This window comes from Micromonospora sp. NPDC000442 (assembly GCF_042898635.1).
In the GTDB taxonomy this organism is placed as follows: Bacteria; Actinomycetota; Actinomycetes; order Mycobacteriales; family Micromonosporaceae; genus Micromonospora.
Genome location: NZ_JBIAYZ010000010.1, coordinates 212,501 through 230,736, shown reverse-complemented (window position 1 = coordinate 230,736; position 18,236 = coordinate 212,501). Strand labels below are relative to the sequence as shown.

Annotated in this window: 17 protein-coding genes; 11 read left to right on the top strand and 6 right to left on the bottom strand. The window is 70.2% G+C overall.

The features are described from left to right. Nucleotides 1-4 precede the first annotated feature (4 nt). The 5 genes from ACFY2A_RS18625 to ACFY2A_RS18605 all read right to left on the bottom strand — a co-directional run bounded on the left by ACFY2A_RS18625 (nt 5) and on the right by ACFY2A_RS18605 (nt 5,902). Nucleotides 5-1,747 (bottom strand): ABC transporter substrate-binding protein, encoded by a 1,743-nt coding sequence (locus ACFY2A_RS18625; protein WP_387173027.1) that lies wholly within the window; start codon nt 1,745-1,747, stop codon nt 5-7. Nucleotides 1,748-1,789: 42 nt separating this feature from the next. Next, complete coding sequence (locus tag ACFY2A_RS18620) at nt 1,790-2,776, bottom strand: ABC transporter permease (protein ID WP_363922983.1); 987 nt, start codon at nt 2,774-2,776, stop codon at nt 1,790-1,792. A gap of 68 nt (nt 2,777-2,844) precedes the next feature. Further along, entirely contained in the window at nt 2,845-3,852 is a 1,008-nt protein-coding gene (locus ACFY2A_RS18615; protein ID WP_387173024.1) for an ABC transporter permease, read from the bottom strand. Further along, nucleotides 3,849-4,871 (bottom strand): ABC transporter ATP-binding protein, encoded by a 1,023-nt coding sequence (locus ACFY2A_RS18610; RefSeq protein ID WP_387173022.1) that lies wholly within the window; start codon nt 4,869-4,871, stop codon nt 3,849-3,851. The genes ACFY2A_RS18615 and ACFY2A_RS18610 overlap by 4 nt, the downstream gene beginning before the upstream one ends. Then, nucleotides 4,868-5,902 (bottom strand): ABC transporter ATP-binding protein, encoded by a 1,035-nt coding sequence (locus ACFY2A_RS18605; protein WP_387173020.1) that lies wholly within the window; start codon nt 5,900-5,902, stop codon nt 4,868-4,870. Before ACFY2A_RS18605 ends, ACFY2A_RS18610 begins: the two co-directional genes overlap by 4 nt. A gap of 212 nt (nt 5,903-6,114) precedes the next feature. Between ACFY2A_RS18605 and ACFY2A_RS18600 the strand changes: the two genes are divergently transcribed. From ACFY2A_RS18600 to ACFY2A_RS18570, 7 genes are all read left to right on the top strand, one after another. Next, nucleotides 6,115-6,663: a Uma2 family endonuclease gene (locus ACFY2A_RS18600; protein WP_387173018.1), complete on the top strand. Its 549-nt coding sequence runs from the start codon at nt 6,115-6,117 to the stop codon at nt 6,661-6,663. A gap of 97 nt (nt 6,664-6,760) precedes the next feature. After that, nucleotides 6,761-8,197 carry a TldD/PmbA family protein gene (locus tag ACFY2A_RS18595; protein WP_387173016.1) on the top strand — a complete coding sequence of 479 codons (1,437 nt, stop codon included), beginning with the start codon at nt 6,761-6,763 and terminating at the stop codon, nt 8,195-8,197. A 73-nt stretch (nt 8,198-8,270) separates the two neighbouring features. Then, nucleotides 8,271-9,767 (top strand): TldD/PmbA family protein, encoded by a 1,497-nt coding sequence (locus ACFY2A_RS18590; protein WP_387173014.1) that lies wholly within the window; start codon nt 8,271-8,273, stop codon nt 9,765-9,767. Between the two features lie 258 nt (nt 9,768-10,025). Then, the gene (locus ACFY2A_RS18585) at nt 10,026-10,832 is read left to right on the top strand and encodes a hypothetical protein (protein WP_363922667.1); all 807 of its coding nucleotides are present in this window, start codon (nt 10,026-10,028) and stop codon (nt 10,830-10,832) included. Between the two features lie 11 nt (nt 10,833-10,843). Then, the gene (locus tag ACFY2A_RS18580; protein ID WP_387173011.1) at nt 10,844-12,790 is read left to right on the top strand and encodes a fumarate reductase/succinate dehydrogenase flavoprotein subunit; all 1,947 of its coding nucleotides are present in this window, start codon (nt 10,844-10,846) and stop codon (nt 12,788-12,790) included. Continuing rightward, nucleotides 12,790-13,866: a succinate dehydrogenase/fumarate reductase iron-sulfur subunit gene (locus tag ACFY2A_RS18575; RefSeq protein ID WP_387173009.1), complete on the top strand. Its 1,077-nt coding sequence runs from the start codon at nt 12,790-12,792 to the stop codon at nt 13,864-13,866. The genes ACFY2A_RS18580 and ACFY2A_RS18575 overlap by 1 nt, the downstream gene beginning before the upstream one ends. Before the next feature lie 508 nt (nt 13,867-14,374). Further along, a complete protein-coding gene (locus tag ACFY2A_RS18570) occupies nt 14,375-14,956 on the top strand; it encodes a hypothetical protein (RefSeq protein ID WP_387173007.1) in 582 nt (193 codons plus the stop codon). A gap of 75 nt (nt 14,957-15,031) precedes the next feature. Here ACFY2A_RS18570 and ACFY2A_RS18565 read toward each other — a convergent pair whose 3' ends face one another. Continuing rightward, entirely contained in the window at nt 15,032-15,472 is a 441-nt protein-coding gene (locus ACFY2A_RS18565; RefSeq protein WP_363922659.1) for a (deoxy)nucleoside triphosphate pyrophosphohydrolase, read from the bottom strand. A gap of 183 nt (nt 15,473-15,655) precedes the next feature. Here ACFY2A_RS18565 and ACFY2A_RS18560 point away from each other — a divergent pair, with 183 nt between their 5' ends. From ACFY2A_RS18560 to ACFY2A_RS18545, 4 genes are all read left to right on the top strand, one after another. After that, complete coding sequence (locus tag ACFY2A_RS18560; RefSeq protein WP_387173005.1) at nt 15,656-15,961, top strand: 4a-hydroxytetrahydrobiopterin dehydratase; 306 nt, start codon at nt 15,656-15,658, stop codon at nt 15,959-15,961. 39 nt (nt 15,962-16,000) lie between these two features. Next, nucleotides 16,001-16,363 carry a PH domain-containing protein gene (locus ACFY2A_RS18555; RefSeq protein WP_093405480.1) on the top strand — a complete coding sequence of 121 codons (363 nt, stop codon included), beginning with the start codon at nt 16,001-16,003 and terminating at the stop codon, nt 16,361-16,363. Between the two features lie 257 nt (nt 16,364-16,620). Continuing rightward, a complete protein-coding gene (locus ACFY2A_RS18550; protein WP_387173003.1) occupies nt 16,621-17,355 on the top strand; it encodes a class I SAM-dependent methyltransferase in 735 nt (244 codons plus the stop codon). Between the two features lie 126 nt (nt 17,356-17,481). Beyond that, nucleotides 17,482-18,204: a vancomycin high temperature exclusion protein gene (locus ACFY2A_RS18545; RefSeq protein WP_387173001.1), complete on the top strand. Its 723-nt coding sequence runs from the start codon at nt 17,482-17,484 to the stop codon at nt 18,202-18,204. The last annotated feature ends 32 nt before the right edge of the window (nt 18,205-18,236 follow it).

Sequence of the window (18,236 nt, the reverse complement as noted above, 5' to 3'; positions counted from 1 at the left end):
GGGGCTACGGTTCGACGTGGGCGTTGACCAGCGACGGGTAGCCGAAGACGCTGGAGACGAAGGCCCCGCCCGCCTTGGAGCCGTGCACCAGGTAGGCCACGTCGACGTAGAGCGGGACCACCGGGGCGTGCTCCCTCATGATCCGCTCATCGAGCTGCGCCCAGTGCGGGCCCTGTTCGCTCGGTGGCAGGGCGAGGATCCGGTCGAACTCGGCGTTGATCGTGGGATCGTCGAAGTACGACTCGTTGCTGTTGCCGGTGGCTCGGATGGCGCGGCCGTCGTAGAGGACCGGCAGGATCGACGCGCCGCTGGGCCAGTCGGCGGCCCACGAGCTGAGGTAGAGGTCCCAGGGGTTGCCCCTCTTCTTGATCTCGTCGAACTTCGCGTCGTCCGGGATGTTCCGGATCGTGATGACGAATCCGGCGCGTTCCAGGTTGCCCTTGAGCTGCGTTGCCACCTGCTGCTCCACGGAGCTGTCGGCGGCACCGAGGACCAGTTCGGGGCGCTGCCCACCGAGCAGTTCCCGGGCCTTCTCCGGGTCACCGTTCGGCCCCGCCGGATACCCGTCGTACGCCCGGTGCCCGATGGTGGCCGGTGGCATCAGGGTGGTCATCGGCACGGCGACGTGCGGCCCACCGAGCACCTTCACCAGGCCCTCCCGGTCGATGGCGTAGTTCAACGCCTGGCGCACCCGCAGATCGGTGACGCGCTCGTTGTTGATGACCAACTGGTTGGCGCTCGGCGTCGGCGACAGCAGCGTCCGGGACCGCAGCGCCGCGTCGCCCGCGACCCGGGCGACAAGCGAGGCGGGCACGTAGTCCCACGACAGGGCGCTCTGGTCGGCGCCGCTGTCGGCGATGACCCGGTTGGCGGCGGCGTCCGGGGTTGCGCCGAAACTCCACACGAAGCGGTCCGGGTACTGGTGGCGCACCGGGTCCGTGGCGGCGTCCCAGTGCTCGTTGCGCTCCATCACGATCTCGATGCCCGCCCGGAAGCGGGTGACCTGGTACGGCCCGGACGAGAAGGGCGCGTTGCCGAGGTTGACCCCGGTGTCCCGGTCGGGCGGCAGCGGCGCGGTCGCCGGCAGTGACGCCGCGAACGGCAGGTCGCAGCGGGGCCTGGCGAACTCGAAGCGCAGCGTCCGGCCGTCCGGCGTGGTCAGGCCCGGCGGCAGCGAGGTGCGGTTGGCCTTGAAGTCCCACGCGGTGTCGTACTGCGGGGTGTCGGCCAGCCACTCCTGCAGGTAGGTGGGGCCACCGGCCAGGTCCGGGTCGAAGGATCGGGCGATCCCGTACGCGATCTCCCTGGCCGTGACCGGCCGACCGTCCTCGAAGCGCACCCCGTCCTTGACGGTGAACTCCCAGACCCGGCAGTCGTCGTTGACGTCGCGGCCCGGTGTCTCGGCAAGATCACCGACAAGCATCAGGTTGCCCGCACCATCGTCCTTCCAGGTGGTGAGGCTGCGCGCGATCAGCGGTACGGCCATCAGGCCGGCGAACGAGTACGTCCGTTGCGGATCCAGGTGGGAGAGCGGTGTCTCCCGGAGGACGGTGAAGGTGCCACCACGCCGCGCACCCGCCACCTCCGGTGCCGGGCCGGTCGAGTCCTTCGGATCGGTGGCGAGGACCCCCGTGGGCTGCCGGCCGGAGTCCACCGCGGGGTTCCCGCCGGTGTTCGCCGGGCAGGCGCTCAAGGCCGCCACAAGCGCAACCGCGCCACTCGCCGCGAACGCCACCCGTGGTCGCATCTGTTGCCTCCTCAGTCGTCGATGGGTCGGTCCCGACCCGGCTCAGCCCAACCGGACCCGCGGGTCGATGACCGCGTAGAGCAGATCCACAAGCATGTTCGCCAGCACCACGAAGACCGCCGCGACCAGCACGGTGGCCATGATGGTCGGCAGGTCGCCGGCGCGTACCGCGTCGACGGCGGTGCGGCCGAGCCCCTGGATCCCGAAGGTCGTCTCGGTGATCACCGTGCCGCCGAGCGCCGCGCCGACGTCCAGGCCGGCGACGGTCACCACCGGAGTGATCGCCGCGCGCAGCGCGTGCCGGCCGTACACCGCCGAACCGGACAGGCCCTTCGCCCGGGCGGTGCGCACGAAGTCCTCGCCCAACGTCTCCAGCAGTTGGGCCCGGAACAGTCGGGCGTAGCCTGCGGAGAAGAGCAGGGCCAGCGACAGCCAGGCGAGTACCAGGCCGCCGGCCCAGCGAACCGGATCGTCGAACAGCGACGTGTAGCTCGGTACCGGCAGCCAGCCCAGCGTGTACACGAAGACCAGCAGCAGCACCGCGCCGACGAAGTACAGCTGTAGGGAGGCACCGGCGAGCGTGCAGCCGATCGCAGCCCGGTCGACCCAGGTGCCGCGGCGCAGCGCCGACACCAGGCCCAGGCCCACCCCGAGCAGCAGCCACAGAATGGCCGCCGGGATGACGATGCTCAGCGTCACCGGCACCACCCGGGCGAGGGTGTCGGTGACCGCCTCGTTGTTCACGTACGACCAGCCCAGGCAGGGCGCGTCGCAGTGCCCGCCCTGGGCACCGCCCAGGTCCCGACCGGTGACGATGCCCTTCATGTAGCCCGCGTACTGGTCGACAAGCGGATCGCTCAGCCCCAGTTCCTGACGTACCCGCTCCAACCGCTCGGGGTTGCAGTTCTTCGGGCACATGCCGGTGACCGGGTCGCGGGGCAGGGCGAAGAACATCAGAAAGGTCAGTACGCTCACCGCGAAGAGGGTGAGCACGGCCGACAGGGTCCGCTTGACCAGGAAGCGCGCCATCAGGGCCGGCCCCGATCCGCGTTCGCGGGGCACCGCCGCGCTGCGCTTCTCGCGTTCATCCGGTCACCTCACCGGCTCGACTTCGGGTCGAGCGCGTCACGCAGCGCGTCCCCGAAGAGGTTGACGGCGAACACCAGCGCGAAGATCAGGACGCCGGGGAAGAAGACGAACGCCGGGTCGGTCTGGAGGTAGCCCAGGCTCCGGTGGATCATCCGACCGAAGCTCGGTGTCTCCTCGGTCAACCCGACACCGATGAACGACAGTGCCGCCTCACCGGTGACGAACTGCGGCACCGCGAGCGAGAACGACACCAGGATCGGCGCCCAGAGATTCGGCAGCAACTGCCGGAACAGCATGTGCCCCGGACCCGCCCCGCTGGCCCGGGCCGCCGCCACGAACTCCCGCTCCCGCAGCGCGATCACCTGGCCCCGGACCAACCGGGCGGTGCCGGTCCACCCGAACACCGCGAAGATCACGATGAGTACGCCGACCCCGAAGGCCGGTGGCACCGCGTCCCGCTGCCCGTGTAGGCGCAACGTCAGCATGGGGGTCAACGCCAGGGCGACCACCAGGAACGGCAGCGCCAGGGTCAGATCCGTGATCCAGGTGACCACCGCGTCGAGCCAGCCGCCGAGGTAGCCGGCGAGCGTACCGAGCACGACCCCGATCACCGCGGTGAGCACCGCCGCCGTGACGGCGACGAGAAGCGACGTCCGCAGGCCGTAGACCAGCCGGATGAAAACGTCCCGGCCCAGCCCCGGCTCCAGCCCGAAGAAGTGCTCCCCGGAGACGCCACCGGCGTGCCCCAGTGGCAGGCCGAACCCGTCCAGCTTGCCCTGGAACTGGTCCTGCGGACCGATCCCGTACGCCAGCTCGATCAGCGGCGCGGCCAGCGCCACCAGCAGGAACAGCAGCAGCGTCGCCCCACTGACCAACGCGGTTCGATCGGCACGCAGCCGCAGCCAGACCAGTTGCCCGGGCGAACGCCCGGCGATCCGGCGAGCACGGGACCCACCGGCCGCGCCGCCCGGCTCGATCAGGGCCCGCACCGTACCGTCCACCGGTGAAAGACTCATGCCGCGGCTCGCACCCGCTCCGGACGCAGTGGACCCGAGTCGGGGAAGTGGCAGGCGGTGGCCTGGCCGCCGCCGTCGCGCCGCGTCAGGGCCGGTTCCTCGACGGCGCACCGCTCGCGCGCCTTCGGGCAGCGGGTACGGAACCGGCAGCCCGAGGGCGGGTCGAGCGGAGTGGTCCCGTCCCCGGTGAGCCCGGGCCACCGGGCCGGGCCGAGCTGGCCGACCTGCGGCACCGCAGACAGCAGGGCCCGAGTGTACGGATGCTGCGGCCGTTCGTAGATGTCGTCCCGATCGCCGATCTCGACGATCCGACCGAGGTACATGACCGCGACCCGCTGGCAGAGGTGCCGTACCACGGCAAGGTCGTGGGAGATCAGGACGAAGGCCAGCCCCAGGTCGCGGTGCAGCCGCCGGAGCAGGTTGACCACCTGGGCCTGGATCGAGACGTCCAGCGCCGAGACCGGTTCGTCGGCCACCACCAACCGGGGTCCGGTCGCCAACGCCCTGGCGATGCCGACCCGCTGGCACTGGCCACCGGAGAACTCGTGCGGATAGCGGTTGTCGTGGTCGGGGTTCAGGCCGACCAGTTCCATCAGTTCCCGGACGCGGGCCTTCGTCCCGCCCGGCGGGTTGATCCGGTTGACCCGCAACGGCGTGGCGATGATCTGGCCGACCGGGTGCCGGGGGTTCAGCGAGGCGTACGGGTCCTGGAAGGTGATCTGGAGTTGGGCACGTAGTGGGCGCAACTGCCGCCGCCCGGCACGGGTGAGGTCGCGGCCGGCGAACTCGATGCTGCCGCCGGTCGGGTCCAGCAGCCGCACCAGCAGCCGGCCCGTGGTGCTCTTGCCGCAGCCGGACTCGCCCACCAGACCGAGCGTCTCGCCCGCCTGCACCTCGAAGTCCAGCCCGTCCACGGCCCGTACCGGGCCGCACCGACGTCGGCCCCGGACCGGAAAGTGCTTGGTCAGGCCACGGACGCGCAGCAGCGGCCCGGGTTCGTCGACCGTCCCGTCCGTCACCGGGCCACCCCCACCCAGGCGGTCTCCTCGGCCTGGCGTCGGATGCGTTCCCCGGTCGGGAGGTGGCACGCCAGCCGGTGCCCGCCCGTCTCGGCGGCGCGCAACTCGGGTGGCTCGGTGCGGCACCGGTGGCCGACGGGTTCGGTGTGCCGGCAACGCGGCTGGAAGACACAACCGGCTGGCAGGTCGAGCAGGCTCGGCGGAATCCCCGGTATCGGCCTGAGGTCCGCCTCGGGGTCACCCCGCAACGACGGCACGCCGGCGAGCAGCCCCCAGGTGTACGGATGCTGTGGCGTCCGCAGCACCTGCTCGACCTGGCCCTGCTCCATCACCCGGCCGGCGTACATCACCAACACCTCGTCGGCGACCTGGCCGACCACGCCGAGGTCATGCGTGATCAGGACGATCGCGGTGCCGAACTCGGCCTGCACGTCGGTAAGCAGTTCCAGGATCTGCGCCCGCACGGTGACGTCCAGCGCGGCGGTCGGCTCGTCGGCGATCAGCAGGGCGGGATCGTTCACCAGCGCCATGGCGATCATCGCCCGCTGGCGCAGGCCGCCGGAGAACTCGTGCGGGTACTGGTCGTACCGCCGGTCCGGCTGCGAGATGCCGACCCGATCCATCATCTCGACCACCCGCCGACGCGTCTCGGCGCGTCCGGCCCGTCGGTGGTGCACCCGGTACGCCTCGGCGATCTGCCGGCCGACCGGGTGGTACGGGTGCAGCGCCGAGAGCGGATCCTGGAAGATCATCGCCACGTCCCGGCCACGCAGCCGGCGTATCTCCGCCTCCGGCCGACCGACCAACCCCTGCCCAGCGACGGTGATCTCACCGGCGACGGTGGCCCGACGCGGATCGTGCAGGCCGAGGAGGGCCAGCGCGAGGGTGCTCTTGCCCGCACCGGACTCGCCGACCACACCCAGGCTGCGGCCACGCTCGACGGTGAACGAGACCCCGTCGACCGCCCGCACCACGCCGTCGATGGTGGTGAAGTCGACCCGCAGGTCGGTCACCCGCAGGTAGGGGTCCACGATCGCCTCCCTCCGCCCACGACGAAGGGAAACTACAACCGCTTCATGCAGCCGAAAATTAGCTACCACCCCCGTCGTCCCGAAAGGATCCCACGAACCGTCCCCGCCGCACCACCGCCGGTGACCGCCGCCTGCCGCGCCGGTCGCACGGAAGGTGCGACGATGGGGGCAGCCCGGCAGGCAGGATCCCGGCGAGACGAGCGGAGGTGACCATGACCGTGGCGGTGTTCGACCACGAGGGCCCGTGGACCGAGGAGGACTACCTCGCCCTCGGCGAGACCTCTCAGCGCGTCGAACTCTTCGACGGGAGCCTGCACGTGACCCCAGCCCCCACCCCACGCCACCAGCGGATTTCTAGAAAGCTGGGCAACATTCTGGAAGCGGCGGCCGAGGCCGTCGGCTTGGAATTGCTGGAGGCGGTGAATGTTCGACTACGACCGGGGCGGGTTCCGGTCCCGGATCTGGTGATCACCACGCCGGTCGACCTGGACGACCCGTACATCGAGGCGGCTGACGTTCGGCTCGTTTGTGAGATCATCTCGCCCGGCAACGCGGCCACGGACAATGTCCTGAAGATGCACTACTACGCCGCCGCCGGCATCGAGTGGTACCTGCTGGTCGAGCAGACGACCGGGGCACTCCGCCTGTACCAGCGACGTGGTCGTCACTACGTCGAGCATCAGGCGGTCAAACGGGGTGCGGTGCTGCACCTGAACGCACCCGTCCAGGCAACGATCCGCCCCGAAGATCTCGTCCCCTGACGGCTGTCGGTCGGGTCGCCTAGGGTCGGGCCATGAGCGACCGCATCAAGGACACCGCGCCAACCTGCCTCGTGAACGCGCACGGTGAGGCGTCGCCATGAGTGAGTTCGAGGTGGCCGAGGCGGCGGTGCAGGCGGCGCTGGATGCTGGTGCCCGCTACGCCGACGTTCGGGTGATGCACCGGCGCTACGAGTCGATGACCGCCCGTAACGGCGATGTCGAGTCGCTGGCCCAGGACGAGAGCGTCGGCCTGGGTGTACGCGCACTTGTCGGTTCGAGCTGGGGCTTCCACGCCGTACCGGAGCTGTCCGAGCCGGCCGCCCGCGACGCCGGCCATCGGGCCGCGCGGACCGCGGCGGCCAGTGCGCTGGTCTCCGGCCCGCCCGTCGACCTGGTCGCGGTCACCCCGACCACGGCGAGTTGGTCCTCACCCTGCGAGGTGGATCCGCTCGGCGTCTCCCTCGCCGTCAAGGGTGATCTGCTGGTGGCGGCCACCCGCACCATGACCGAGCACGGCGCCGACCTCGCCGAGGGGCTCTACCAGATCTGGGACACCGCGAAGTGGTTCGTTTCCAGCGAGGGGCATCGCATCGACCAGCGCATCCGCGAGTGCGGCGGTGGCATCTCGGCCACCTCCGTCGGTGCCGATGAGACCCAACGCCGGTCCTGGCCGAGCTACCGCGGCCAGTACGGCACCACCGGCTGGGAACTTGTCGACTCGCTGGAGCTGACCGCGCACGCGGCACGGATCGCCGAGGAGTCGCGGGCGCTGCTGACCGCACCGCTCTGCCCCGCCGGCGAGACCGACCTGATCCTCGGTGGCGAGCAGTTGGCCCTGCAGATTCACGAGTCGGTCGGACACGCCATCGAGCTGGACCGCATTCTCGGCTGGGAGGCCGCCTTCGCCGGCACCTCGTGGTTGGATCTCGCACAGCTCGGCTCGCTGCGCTACGGCTCCGAGCTGATGACCATCACCATCGACCCGACCATTCCCGGCGCGCTGGGCAGCTTCGGCTACGACGACGAGGGCTCACCCGCGGTCAAGCGCGACGCGGTGCGGGACGGCCGCTGGGTGGGCGTGCTGGCGGGCCGGGACTCGGCCGCGGTCGCGGGCCTCGACCACGGCGGCAGCGTACGCGCCGACGGGTGGGCGCGGCTGCCGATGGTGCGGATGACGAACGTGGGCCTGGAACCCGGCCCGCACACCCTGGAGGAGATCGTCGCCGCCACCGACGAGGGGGTGCTGATGGACGTCAACCGGTCCTGGTCCATCGACGACAAGCGGCTGAACTTCCAGTTCGGCTGCGAGATCGGCTGGGAGATCCGCAACGGCCGGCGCGGACGGATGCTGCGCAACCCGACGTACACCGGCATCGGCCCGCTGTTCTGGCGTTCGATGGACATGCTCTCCTCGGAGACGGTCCCCTGGGGTACCCCGAACTGCGGCAAGGGCCAGCCCGGCCAGATCGGGCACACCGGGCACCCGTCGGCACCGGCCCGCTTCCGCAACGTCCGGGTGGGGGTACGCGCGTGACCGAACGCCAGCAGACCAACCATCGATGCGCCGTGGTGGCGCCGGACACCGTCGAAGACCAACGGGAGGCGGCGTGAGTGACGCCCCGGTGCGGGCCGGTGACAACGAGTTGGACATCGCCGGCCGCGTGGTGGATCTGGTCACCCGGCTGGCCGGGCCGGCCGCGCAGGCGGAGGTGACGGTGACCCGGGCCGAGTCGGCGTTGACCAGGTTCGCCAACTCGGCGATCCACCAGAACGTGGCCGCGTCCTCCGTGGACGTCCGGCTGCGGGTCCACCTGGCCGGGCGTACCGCCGCCGGCAGCGGGACCGCGGTCACCGCCGACGGGTTGCGCGCGTTGGTGGAGCGGGTGCTGACGGCGGCCCGGTTCACTCCACCGGATCCGGCCTGGCCGGGGCTCGCACCCGCGGCACCGGTGGCGCCCTCACCGGAGTGGGATCCGGCCACGGCCCACGCCGGGCCGGATCAACGGGCCGCCCTGGTCCGGGCGTTCGTCGACGCGGCCGGTGGGTTGGCGACCGCAGGCTACTGCCGCACGGGTTACCGCGTGGCGGCGTTCGCCAACTCGGCCGGCCACTCCGCGCAGGGGCGGGCGGCCGAGGCGGCGATGGACGGGATCGCCCGGGCCGACGGCGCGGACGGCACGGCCCGACAGCACGTCGACCGGGTCGTCGACCTCGACGGCACCGGCCTGGGGCGGCGAGCCGCCGCGAAGGCGCGGGCGGCGGCTCACCCGGCCGAGCTGCCACCCGGACGCTATCCGGTGGTGTTGGAGCCGGCAGCCGTCGCGGACCTGCTGGAGAACCTGGCCTGGTACGGCTTCAACGGTCGGCGGTACGCCGAACGTCAGTCGTTCGCCGTCCCCGGTGCGGCCCAGTTCGATCGGGCGGTGACCCTGGTCGACGATCCGCTCGCGGCCTCGGGGCTCCCGTTCGACCTGGAGGGTACGCCGAGCCGGGCGCTGACCCTGGTGGACGCCGGCACCACCAGCGCCGTGGTCCACGACCGGCGCAGCGCCGCAGAGCTGGGTGTCACCTCGACCGGGCACGCCTGGGCCGGTAGCGCCACCTTCGGCCCGATCCCCCGCAACCTGCGTCTCGCTCCTGCCGGCACGGTCGGCGCTGCCGGCCCGACGACTGCCTTCTCGGTTGGGGATCAAGGGGTCGCCGGTGCAGGCCCGACGGCCACTGGCGGCGCGGGTGCTCCCGACGGGAACGGCTCGGCGACAGGCGGTGCGATCGGCGATCCGGACACCGCCGCCCTGGTCTCCCGGATGGAGCGTGGCCTGCTGGTCAGCGACCTCTGGTACACCCGGGTCCTGGATCCGTTGAGTCTGGTCGTCACCGGCCTGACCCGCAACGGACTGTGGCTGGTCGAGGACGGTCGGGTCACCCGTGCGGTCCGCGACCTGCGCTTCACCGAGTCGTATCCCCAGGCGCTCGCGCCCGGTGCGGTACTGGAGCTGGGTCGGCGCGCGGTACGCCTGCCGGACCGCGCGGACGGTGGCTGGTGGGAGGCGCCGTCGCTGCGGCTGGCCTCGTGGAACTTCACCGGCGGGGCATCCGGTTGACCGTTGGTCGATCTTTTCCGGACACCCGAATATTGATCATGGAGAGAGGCTTTCCAAAGAGCGGGACACACGGGACACTGCCTTGCGCGGACGGCCCGCCTAGATCGGCGTAACGTGTGTCACTTAGCTGCTCCGGTACGCCGGTGCGGTCGTTGGTGTGCGCATGACGCGGCAGGCGGGCGCGGGTTCGCCCGGTCCGCATGCCGCCCGGAAGTGTTCCGCCGCCCGTGACAGGGCCCCGTCAGGGAGACGACGCGAATGACATCATCGGCAACGAAACCGCGGGGTGTGCGCGCACGCGCCGCCATCGCGGCGAAGACGTTGCGGACGGACCGTTGGTGGTTTGCCCCGCTGATCACGGTCATCGGGCTCAGTGCGTGGGTAGCGTACGCGACGGTCCGGGTCTTCATGCACAAGTGGTACTGGGTCGAGGACTACCACTACCTGACCCCGTTCTACTCCCCGTGCGTGACCGACCGGTGCCTGCCGGAGGCCTCCCACTTCGGGCAGTACCTGCCCGGCTGGTGGATCATCCCGGACGCCGCGTTCACCCTGCCGTTCCTGCTGCTGTTCCGGCTCACCTGCTACTACTACCGCAAGGCGTACTACCGGTCGTTCTGGCTGTCGCCGCCGGCCTGCGCGGTGCCCGACGGTCACGCCTCCTACGGTGGCGAGACCCGGTTCCCGCTGATCGTGCAGAACTCGCACCGGTACTTCTTCTACTTCGCCGCGATCATCTCGCTGATCAACACCTGGGACGCGATCCTGGCCTTCCATAGCCCCGAGGGCTTCGGCTTCGGGCTGGGTAACCTGATCCTGCTCGGCAACGTGGTCATGCTCTGGGCGTACACGATCTCCTGCCACTCCTGCCGGCACATCATCGGCGGGCGGCTCAAGCACTTCTCCAAGCATCCCGTCCGCTACCGGGCCTGGGGCTACATCTCCTGGCTCAACGTCCGGCACATGCAGCTCGCCTGGATCACGCTCGGCACGCTGGCCCTGACCGACTTCTACGTCATGGCCGTCTCCGCCGAGTGGATCTCCGACCTGCGGTTCATCAACTGAGGGCCCCTGACATGACGACCACTACCACTCGCATCGAACGACACCACTACGACGTCGTCGTGATCGGCGCCGGCGGCGCCGGCCTGCGCGCGGCGATCGAGGCCCGGCTGGCCGGCAAGAAGACCGCCATCATCTCGAAGTCGCTGTTCGGCAAGGCGCACACGGTGATGGCCGAGGGCGGTGCCGCCGCGGCCATGGGGAACGTGAACAGCCGGGACAGCTGGCAGGTGCACTTCCGGGACACCATGCGCGGCGGCAAGTTCCTCAACAACTTCCGGATGGCGGAACTGCACGCCAAGGAGTCGCCGCAGCGGATCTGGGAGCTGGAGACGTACGGTGCGCTGTTCGACCGCACCAAGGACGGCAAGATCTCGCAGCGCAACTTCGGCGGCCACGAGTACCCCCGACTGGCCCACGTCGGCGACCGGACGGGCCTGGAGCTGATCCGCACCCTCCAGCAGAAGATCGTCTCGTTGCAGCAGGAGGACAAGCGCGAGCACGGCTCGTACGACGCTCGGATCAAGGTCTTCTCCGAGACCACCATCACCGAGCTGCTGCTGGACGGGGACCGGGTCGCCGGTGCCTTCGGCTACTACCGGGAGTCCGGCGAGTTCGTCCTCTTCGAGGCGCCCGCAGTGGTGCTCGCCACCGGCGGCGTCGGCCGGTCCTACAAGGTCACCTCGAACTCCTGGGAGTACACCGGGGACGGTCACGCGCTGGCGCTGCGCGCCGGAGCCACTCTGATCAACATGGAGTTCCTCCAGTTCCACCCGACCGGCATGGTCTGGCCGCCGTCGGTCAAGGGCATCCTGGTCACCGAGTCGGTACGCGGTGACGGTGGCATCCTGAAGAACTCCGAGGGCAAGCGGTTCATGTTCGACTACGTCCCCGACGTCTTCCGCAAGCAGTACGCGGAGACGCCTGAGGAGGCGGACCGCTGGTACGACGACCCGGACAACAACCGGCGCCCGCCGGAGCTGCTGCCCCGCGACGAGGTCGCCCGAGCGATCAACAGCGAGGTCAAGGCCGGTCGGGGTACGCCTGCCGGCGGTGTCTACCTGGACATCGCCTCCCGGCTGCCGGCCGAGGAGATCCGCCGTCGCCTGCCGTCGATGCACCACCAGTTCAAGGGGCTGGCCGACGTCGACATCACCAAGGAGCCGATGGAGGTCGGCCCGACCTGTCACTACGTGATGGGCGGCGTGGAGGTCGACCCGGACAGCGGCGCCGCGTACGGCTCGGTACGCGGGCTCTTCGCCGCCGGTGAGGTCTCCGGCGGCATGCACGGCTCCAACCGGCTGGGCGGCAACTCCCTGTCCGACCTGCTGGTCTTCGGCAAGCGGGCGGGCGGGCACGCGGCCACCTACGTCGACCAGCTCACCGGCCGGCCCCGGGTGGGGGTGACAGCGGTGGAGACGGCGGTGGAGACGGCCCTGGCGCCGTTGCAGCGGGACACCGGCGAGAACCCGTACACCCTCCAGCAGGACCTCCAAGCGGTGATGGGGGATCTGGTCGGCATCATCCGGCGGGAGGCCGAGCTGGAGGACGCGCTGCGCCGCCTGGCGGAGCTGCGCGAGCGGGTGGCGAAGGTCAGCGCCTCCGGCGGCCGGCGGTACAACCCGGGCTGGCATCTCGCGCTGGACCTGCGCAACATGCTTGTCGTCTCCGAGTGCACCGCGAAGGCGGCGCTGGAGCGTCGGGAGTCACGCGGCGGCCACACCCGCGAGGACTTCCCCACCATGGATCCGCAGTGGCGACGGGTCAACCTGGTGTGCTCGCTGGCCGGCGACACCGTCCGGCTGGAGCGCAAGCCGCTGCCGAAGATGCGCTCCGAGTTGATCGGCCTGTTCGACCGCGCCGAGTTGGCCAAATACCTCACCGACGAGGAACTCACGGAATTCGACGCCCTCGTCGCCGCCGATGCCGCTGCCGCTGACGCCGATAAGGAGAACCGCTGATGGGGACGAAGCGCCAGTTCCGGATCTGGCGGGGTGACGCCGACGGTGGCGACCTGCAGGACTACACGGTCGAGGTCAACGAGGGTGAGGTGGTCCTCGACGTGATCCACCGGTTGCAGGCCACCGACGCGCCCGACCTGGCCTGCCGGTGGAACTGCAAGGCCGGCAAGTGCGGCTCCTGCTCGATGGAAATCAACGGGATGCCCAAGCTCGGCTGCATGACCCGGATGTCGACGTTCGAGGAGAACGAGACGATCACGGTGACCCCGTTGCGGACGTTCCCGGTCATCCGGGACCTGGTCACCGACGTGTCGTTCAACTACGAGAAGGCGCGGGAGACACCCGCCTTCGCTCCGCCGGCCGACCTGGCCCCCGGCGACTACCGGATGCAGCAGGTCGACGTGGAGCGCTCGCAGGAGTTCCGCAAGTGCATCGAGTGCTTCCTGTGCCAGACCGTCTGCCACGTGATCCGGGACCACGACGAGAACAAGCAGGCGTTCTCCGGGCCCCGGTACTTCATCCGGGCCGCGGAACTGGACATGCACCCGCTGGACGACCGGACCGACCGCAAGGACTACGCGCAGACCGAACAGGGCCTCGGCTTCTGCAACATCACCAAGTGCTGCACCGAGGTCTGCCCCGAGCACATCAAGATCACCGACAACGGGATCATCCCCATGAAGGAACGGGTCGTCGACCGCAGGTACGATCCACTTGTGTGGCTCGGTAGCAAGATCTTCCGGAGGGGTCAGGTGCCTCAGACCAGCGTGACCAGCGGACACTCCCCGGGCGCGGTGCGCTCCAGCGCCGCGGGGGGCGGTGTGCACTCACACGCCGGCGGCTCCCACGACGCCCAGGCCGAGGTGCAGGCCCAGCAGGGCGTCAACTGGCACCGCGAGGTGCCCCACCCGACCGCCCCGGCGGTCGACGCGAGCGGCAAGCTCCCGCTGACGGAGCTCACCTTCGACCGCGCCGCCGCCCCCTCCCCCTTCGGCGACGACGTCACCTTCCCGCTCCCCCCCGAGCACCTGAACTTCGCCCACCCCGACCAAGACAACCCCAACCCCAACCACTAACCCCACCCCCACCCGCACCCCACCCGCACTTCCCGCGTTGATCATGAGGTTAGCGGCAGTATTCGATCTCCACGATGCCGCTAACCTCATGATCAACAACGGTTATCCACAGGGGCTGCGGTAGGCGTGGGCGGGTCGGCAGGCTCGGGGGGTGGATAGACGGGGGCGGGGAATTTGGCGGGTTACGGCGGGGCAGGACGGGCTGGTGTGCCGTGGGCAGGCGCTGGATCATGGTTACACACGGCATGAGGTCGACAACCTTGTCGCCTTCGGGCGGTGACAGTCGCTGGCCCGGGCCGTCTATCTCCCGCATCCGGCCTGGGCGGTGGAGCCGTCCCGGCGCCAACTCGTCCGCGCCGCACTGCTCTCACTGGGGCCAGCCGCCCATGCGGTCCACGGAAGCGCCGCTGAACTCCTCGGCATAGCCGGCCTGCCGAGGTCCGACGAGATTCACATCGGCCTGCCGGGAGCAGCCGCCAAGCGGGCGCGGATCGGGCAACCTAACGTCGTGCTGCACCAACTGGAGCACCCGGCAACGTCCCTGGTCAGCCTGGGTGGGTTGCTGGCCACCGATGCCATCACCACGGTCGGCGACGTCACCCTGCGGGTGGGGCGGTACCCGGCAGTGTCGGTGCTGGACTCGGCGCTGAACCGAGGACTGCTGGTCGACGACGACCTGGGGTCGATCGCACACCGGATCAGGCGCCGACGGGGCGCGGTCGCGGCCCGCGGATACCTTGCGGAGGCTGACGGGCGGGCCCAGTCCCCGCTGGAGACCCGCGCCAGGCTGCGCTGTGTCGACGGCCGGGTGCCACCCGACGCACTGCAACTGGATGTACGCGACGACGACGGATACCTGCTCGGCGTCGGCGACCTCGGCTGGCGCGCCCCCAAGGTGATCGCGGAGGCCGACGGTCAAGGCCCGCACGACCTTCCGGAGGCAATCTTCGCCGATCGCCGCCGCCAGAACCGCCTCGCCAACGCCGGCTGGAAGATCCTCCGCTTCACCTGGCAGGACACCCTCGACCCGGCCTACATCCCCTGGGCCGTCCGCCAGGCCCTCGCCACGCCCCAGCGCCGTCGATCATGAGGTTAGCGGCATCGTGGAGATCGAATACTGCCGCCAACCTCATGATCAACGCGGCGGGTGGGGGGTGGGTGGGGGTCAGGGGAGGGAGAGGAGGGGGCGGAGGGCGGCGACTATGGGGGCGTCGGCGGGGAGCCAGGTGACCGTGTCCAGTTCGGTGGCGGAGAGCCAGCGGAGGGCGGAGTGTTCGAGTGCCTGCGGCTGGTCGCCGTGCAGGAGGCGGGCCGCGTACACCTTGAGGACCGAGCGGCCGTGCGCCATCCGGACGTTGCGGCCGACCCGCTCACCGATCTCCACGCGTACGGCCAGTTCCTCGACGCACTCACGGGCCAGCGCTGCCGTCTCACTCTCCCCTGGCTCGACCTTGCCGCCGGGGAACTCCCACATACCCGCCACCTCGGGCGGGGCGGATCTGGCGCAGGCGAGCACCCGCCCGTCCCTGATGATGGCCGCGCCGACGATCACCTTCGGATCGCGCCGTACGGCTTGTCCGCCGCCGTTCGCCCGTTCGGTCCGCACGGGCGTCCAGGGTGCCAGATCAATCGGCGGTTTGGGTAGCTTGGTCGTCCGTCAGGCCAGGAATACCCGGAAGTGTGGGCGTGGACACACCCTCCGTGCGACGTAAGACTAGAGGCACCGACAAAGACACGGGGCGGCGACGATTTGGCCACAAGCCGGCAACGAAGCCTGGGAGGAGCGGTGATGCGTGCGCTGTTTGGCGGTCGGACGAAGCACGACTACCTCAGCGACGCCCTCACCCTACTGTCCGGTTGGACACGTGAGGGTGAGCAGATCCGGCGCACTCTCGTCATCGACGACACCCAACACGCGGCGCTCACCGAGCGGGTGAAGGTGGTCGCCGACGCGCTGCACCTGCGCCCGGAAATCAGTAGGCGCTCCGATCACACCCAGATCCGGGTCGGGCACGGCAATGAGCCCCTCTCCGAGGGCGAGGTCCTGCTGGCCGCCCGCATCGAGGATGCCTACCGCGCGGTCACCGAGAGCTGACGGTGCGTCCACTGGCGGATGCTGCCTACCGTGGGCGGCATGGCCAATGCGACCTATGACCGCAAGGAACAGTTCCAGCAGATCCAGAGCGGCCTGCTCGACGGTGAACAGATCATCGCCGTCTACGACGCCGTCGGCACCGGCACCGGGTTCATCGGGCTGACCGACCGGCGCGTCATCATCCAGGACCGTTCGTTCGTCGGCAAGAAGTACGCGATCACCAGCATCCCGTACTCGAAGATCACCAGCGTGAGCGTGGTCAGCAACAAGTCGTGGGGCGGTTCGTTCTTCTCCACTGGCGCGATCGCCATCCACGTCGGTACGCACACCTACGAGGTGGAGTTCCGAGGCGACCAGAAGAGCCACCACGTGCACAACGTGATCCTGCACTACATCAGCTGATCAACTTCCCGGGGCCGCGCAGCACCCCAGCGCGTCCTGCACATCCCGGTGAATTTCGGTTGCCGCACAGCCATCGAGGCCGTTGACTCACGAACGAGCCGAACGAGCCGAACGAAGGGAGCGACGACATGAGGCACACCACGACGCCCATGCAGCGAGTAGGCATCGTCAACCCCATCGAATCGAGGCTTCGTGCGTACGTGGGAATCATCGGACAAGTCGCCGTGCGGCGCCGGTAGCAACGACGGAGGCCGCTGATGTCGGTCTTCGACGATCCGGGACACTTCGGCCGGCTCTGGGCCGACACCTACGACCTGCCGGGCGGCCTGCCCGACCCGGCACCGGCGGTGGAGTTCCTCGCCGAGTTGGCCGGCGACGGCCCGGCGCTGGAACTGGCCATCGGCACCGGTCGGGTCGCCCTTCCCCTGGCCGAGCGTGGGATCACCGTGGAGGGGGTCGAGGCGTCACCGGAAATGGTCGCGAAGTTGCGGGCCAAGCCGGGTGGCGGCGACATCCCCGTGGCCATCGGCGACATGGCGGACGTGCCGGTGACCGGCCCGTACGCCATGGCGTATCTGGTCTTCAACACCCTGTTCAACCTGGTGCGCGCGCGGCGGCAGGCGGACTGCTTCCGCAACGTCGCCCGGGTGCTCGCCCCCGGCGGCGCGTTCGTCATCGAGACGTTCGTGCCCGACCCTGCGGACTTCGACCGGAACGAACAGGTCCAGATTCGGGAGGTGACCGAGGAGTCGGCCACCATCCGCCTGCACAAGTACGACCGGGAGGCGCAGACGTTCCTCCGGCAGACCATCACGTTCCACTCCGCCGGGGTGCACCTGCATCCGTTCGCGATGCGTTACCTGTGGCCCGAGCAGATCGACGAGCTGGCGGAGCAGGCCGGTCTCCGGCTCGCCGAGCGGTACGCCGACTGGGACCGGTCGCCCTTCGGCCCGGACAGCACCTCGCACATCTCCGTGTACCGGCTCAGGTGACCGTGGTGCGGGCACGACGGCGCTCCGCCCGCCGCGCCCGCACCACCACCGCCCGCACCACCACCACCGCCTGCCCGCACCACCGGCTCGCTGATCGGCTCGCATCGGGCTGGGATACTGGCCTGCATGCCGATCCGTGCGTCGCTGACGGCCAGACTTCGACAGGTCCGGGACCGCGGCCGTGGGCGGTGGCTGCGCCGAGCGGTGCTGGCCGGGGTGCTCGGTGTCGTACTGCTGATGGGTGGTGTGTGGGCGAGCGCGAGCTGGATCCGCTCCGGCGCCGAAGGGCGCACCCACCCGGCAGCGACGGTGCCCGACGCACCGGTCGCCCTGGTGCTGGGCACCCGGGTCCGACCCGACGGCACTCCGGCACCGTTCCTCGCCGCCCGCCTGGAGATCGCCCGCGAGCTGTACGCCACCGGCAAGGTGCAGGCGATCCTGGTCTCCGGCGACAACATGCGCCACGAGTACAACGAGCCTGAGGCGATGCAGCGCTGGCTGGTCGAGCAGGGCGTGCCGGCCGACAAGGTGGTGCTCGATCACGCCGGCTTCGACACGTACGACTCGTGTGCCCGGGCGAAGCGGATCTTCGGGGTGGAGCGGGCGACGGTGGTGACCCAGCAGTTCCACCTGGCCCGCGCCGTCACGGTCTGCCGCCACCTCGGCATCGACGCCAACGGCGTCGGCGACGAAACCGCGCGGGAGCTGAGCCACCGCACCTGGCGGATCAGCTCCGTGCGCGAGTACGGAGCTGGCCTCAAGGCCGCGCTGGACGTGCTCTCCCGCCGCGACCCGGTGCATCTCGGCAACCGGGAGACCGGCATCGACGACGCCCTGCGCGCCGGCTGACACCGGCCCGCTGGCCGGCACCGGCCCGCCGG

Excerpts from the sequence above, each read along its gene's own strand:
- ACFY2A_RS18585 (WP_363922667.1), top strand. The coding sequence starts at position 10,026 with ATGACATCATCGGCAACGAAACCGCGGGGTGTGCGCGCACGCGCCGCC.
- ACFY2A_RS18595 (WP_387173016.1), top strand. The coding sequence starts at position 6,761 with ATGAGTGAGTTCGAGGTGGCCGAGGCGGCGGTGCAGGCGGCGCTGGAT.
- ACFY2A_RS18580 (WP_387173011.1), top strand. The coding sequence starts at position 10,844 with ATGACGACCACTACCACTCGCATCGAACGACACCACTACGACGTCGTC.
- ACFY2A_RS18625 (WP_387173027.1), bottom strand. The coding sequence starts at position 1,747 with ATGCGACCACGGGTGGCGTTCGCGGCGAGTGGCGCGGTTGCGCTTGTG.
- ACFY2A_RS18545 (WP_387173001.1), top strand. The coding sequence starts at position 17,482 with ATGCCGATCCGTGCGTCGCTGACGGCCAGACTTCGACAGGTCCGGGAC.
- ACFY2A_RS18600 (WP_387173018.1), top strand. The coding sequence starts at position 6,115 with ATGACCGTGGCGGTGTTCGACCACGAGGGCCCGTGGACCGAGGAGGAC.
- ACFY2A_RS18560 (WP_387173005.1), top strand. The coding sequence starts at position 15,656 with ATGCGTGCGCTGTTTGGCGGTCGGACGAAGCACGACTACCTCAGCGAC.
- ACFY2A_RS18550 (WP_387173003.1), top strand. The coding sequence starts at position 16,621 with ATGTCGGTCTTCGACGATCCGGGACACTTCGGCCGGCTCTGGGCCGAC.
- ACFY2A_RS18615 (WP_387173024.1), bottom strand. The coding sequence starts at position 3,852 with ATGAGTCTTTCACCGGTGGACGGTACGGTGCGGGCCCTGATCGAGCCG.
- ACFY2A_RS18575 (WP_387173009.1), top strand. The coding sequence starts at position 12,790 with ATGGGGACGAAGCGCCAGTTCCGGATCTGGCGGGGTGACGCCGACGGT.
- ACFY2A_RS18620 (WP_363922983.1), bottom strand. The coding sequence starts at position 2,776 with ATGGCGCGCTTCCTGGTCAAGCGGACCCTGTCGGCCGTGCTCACCCTC.
- ACFY2A_RS18555 (WP_093405480.1), top strand. The coding sequence starts at position 16,001 with ATGGCCAATGCGACCTATGACCGCAAGGAACAGTTCCAGCAGATCCAG.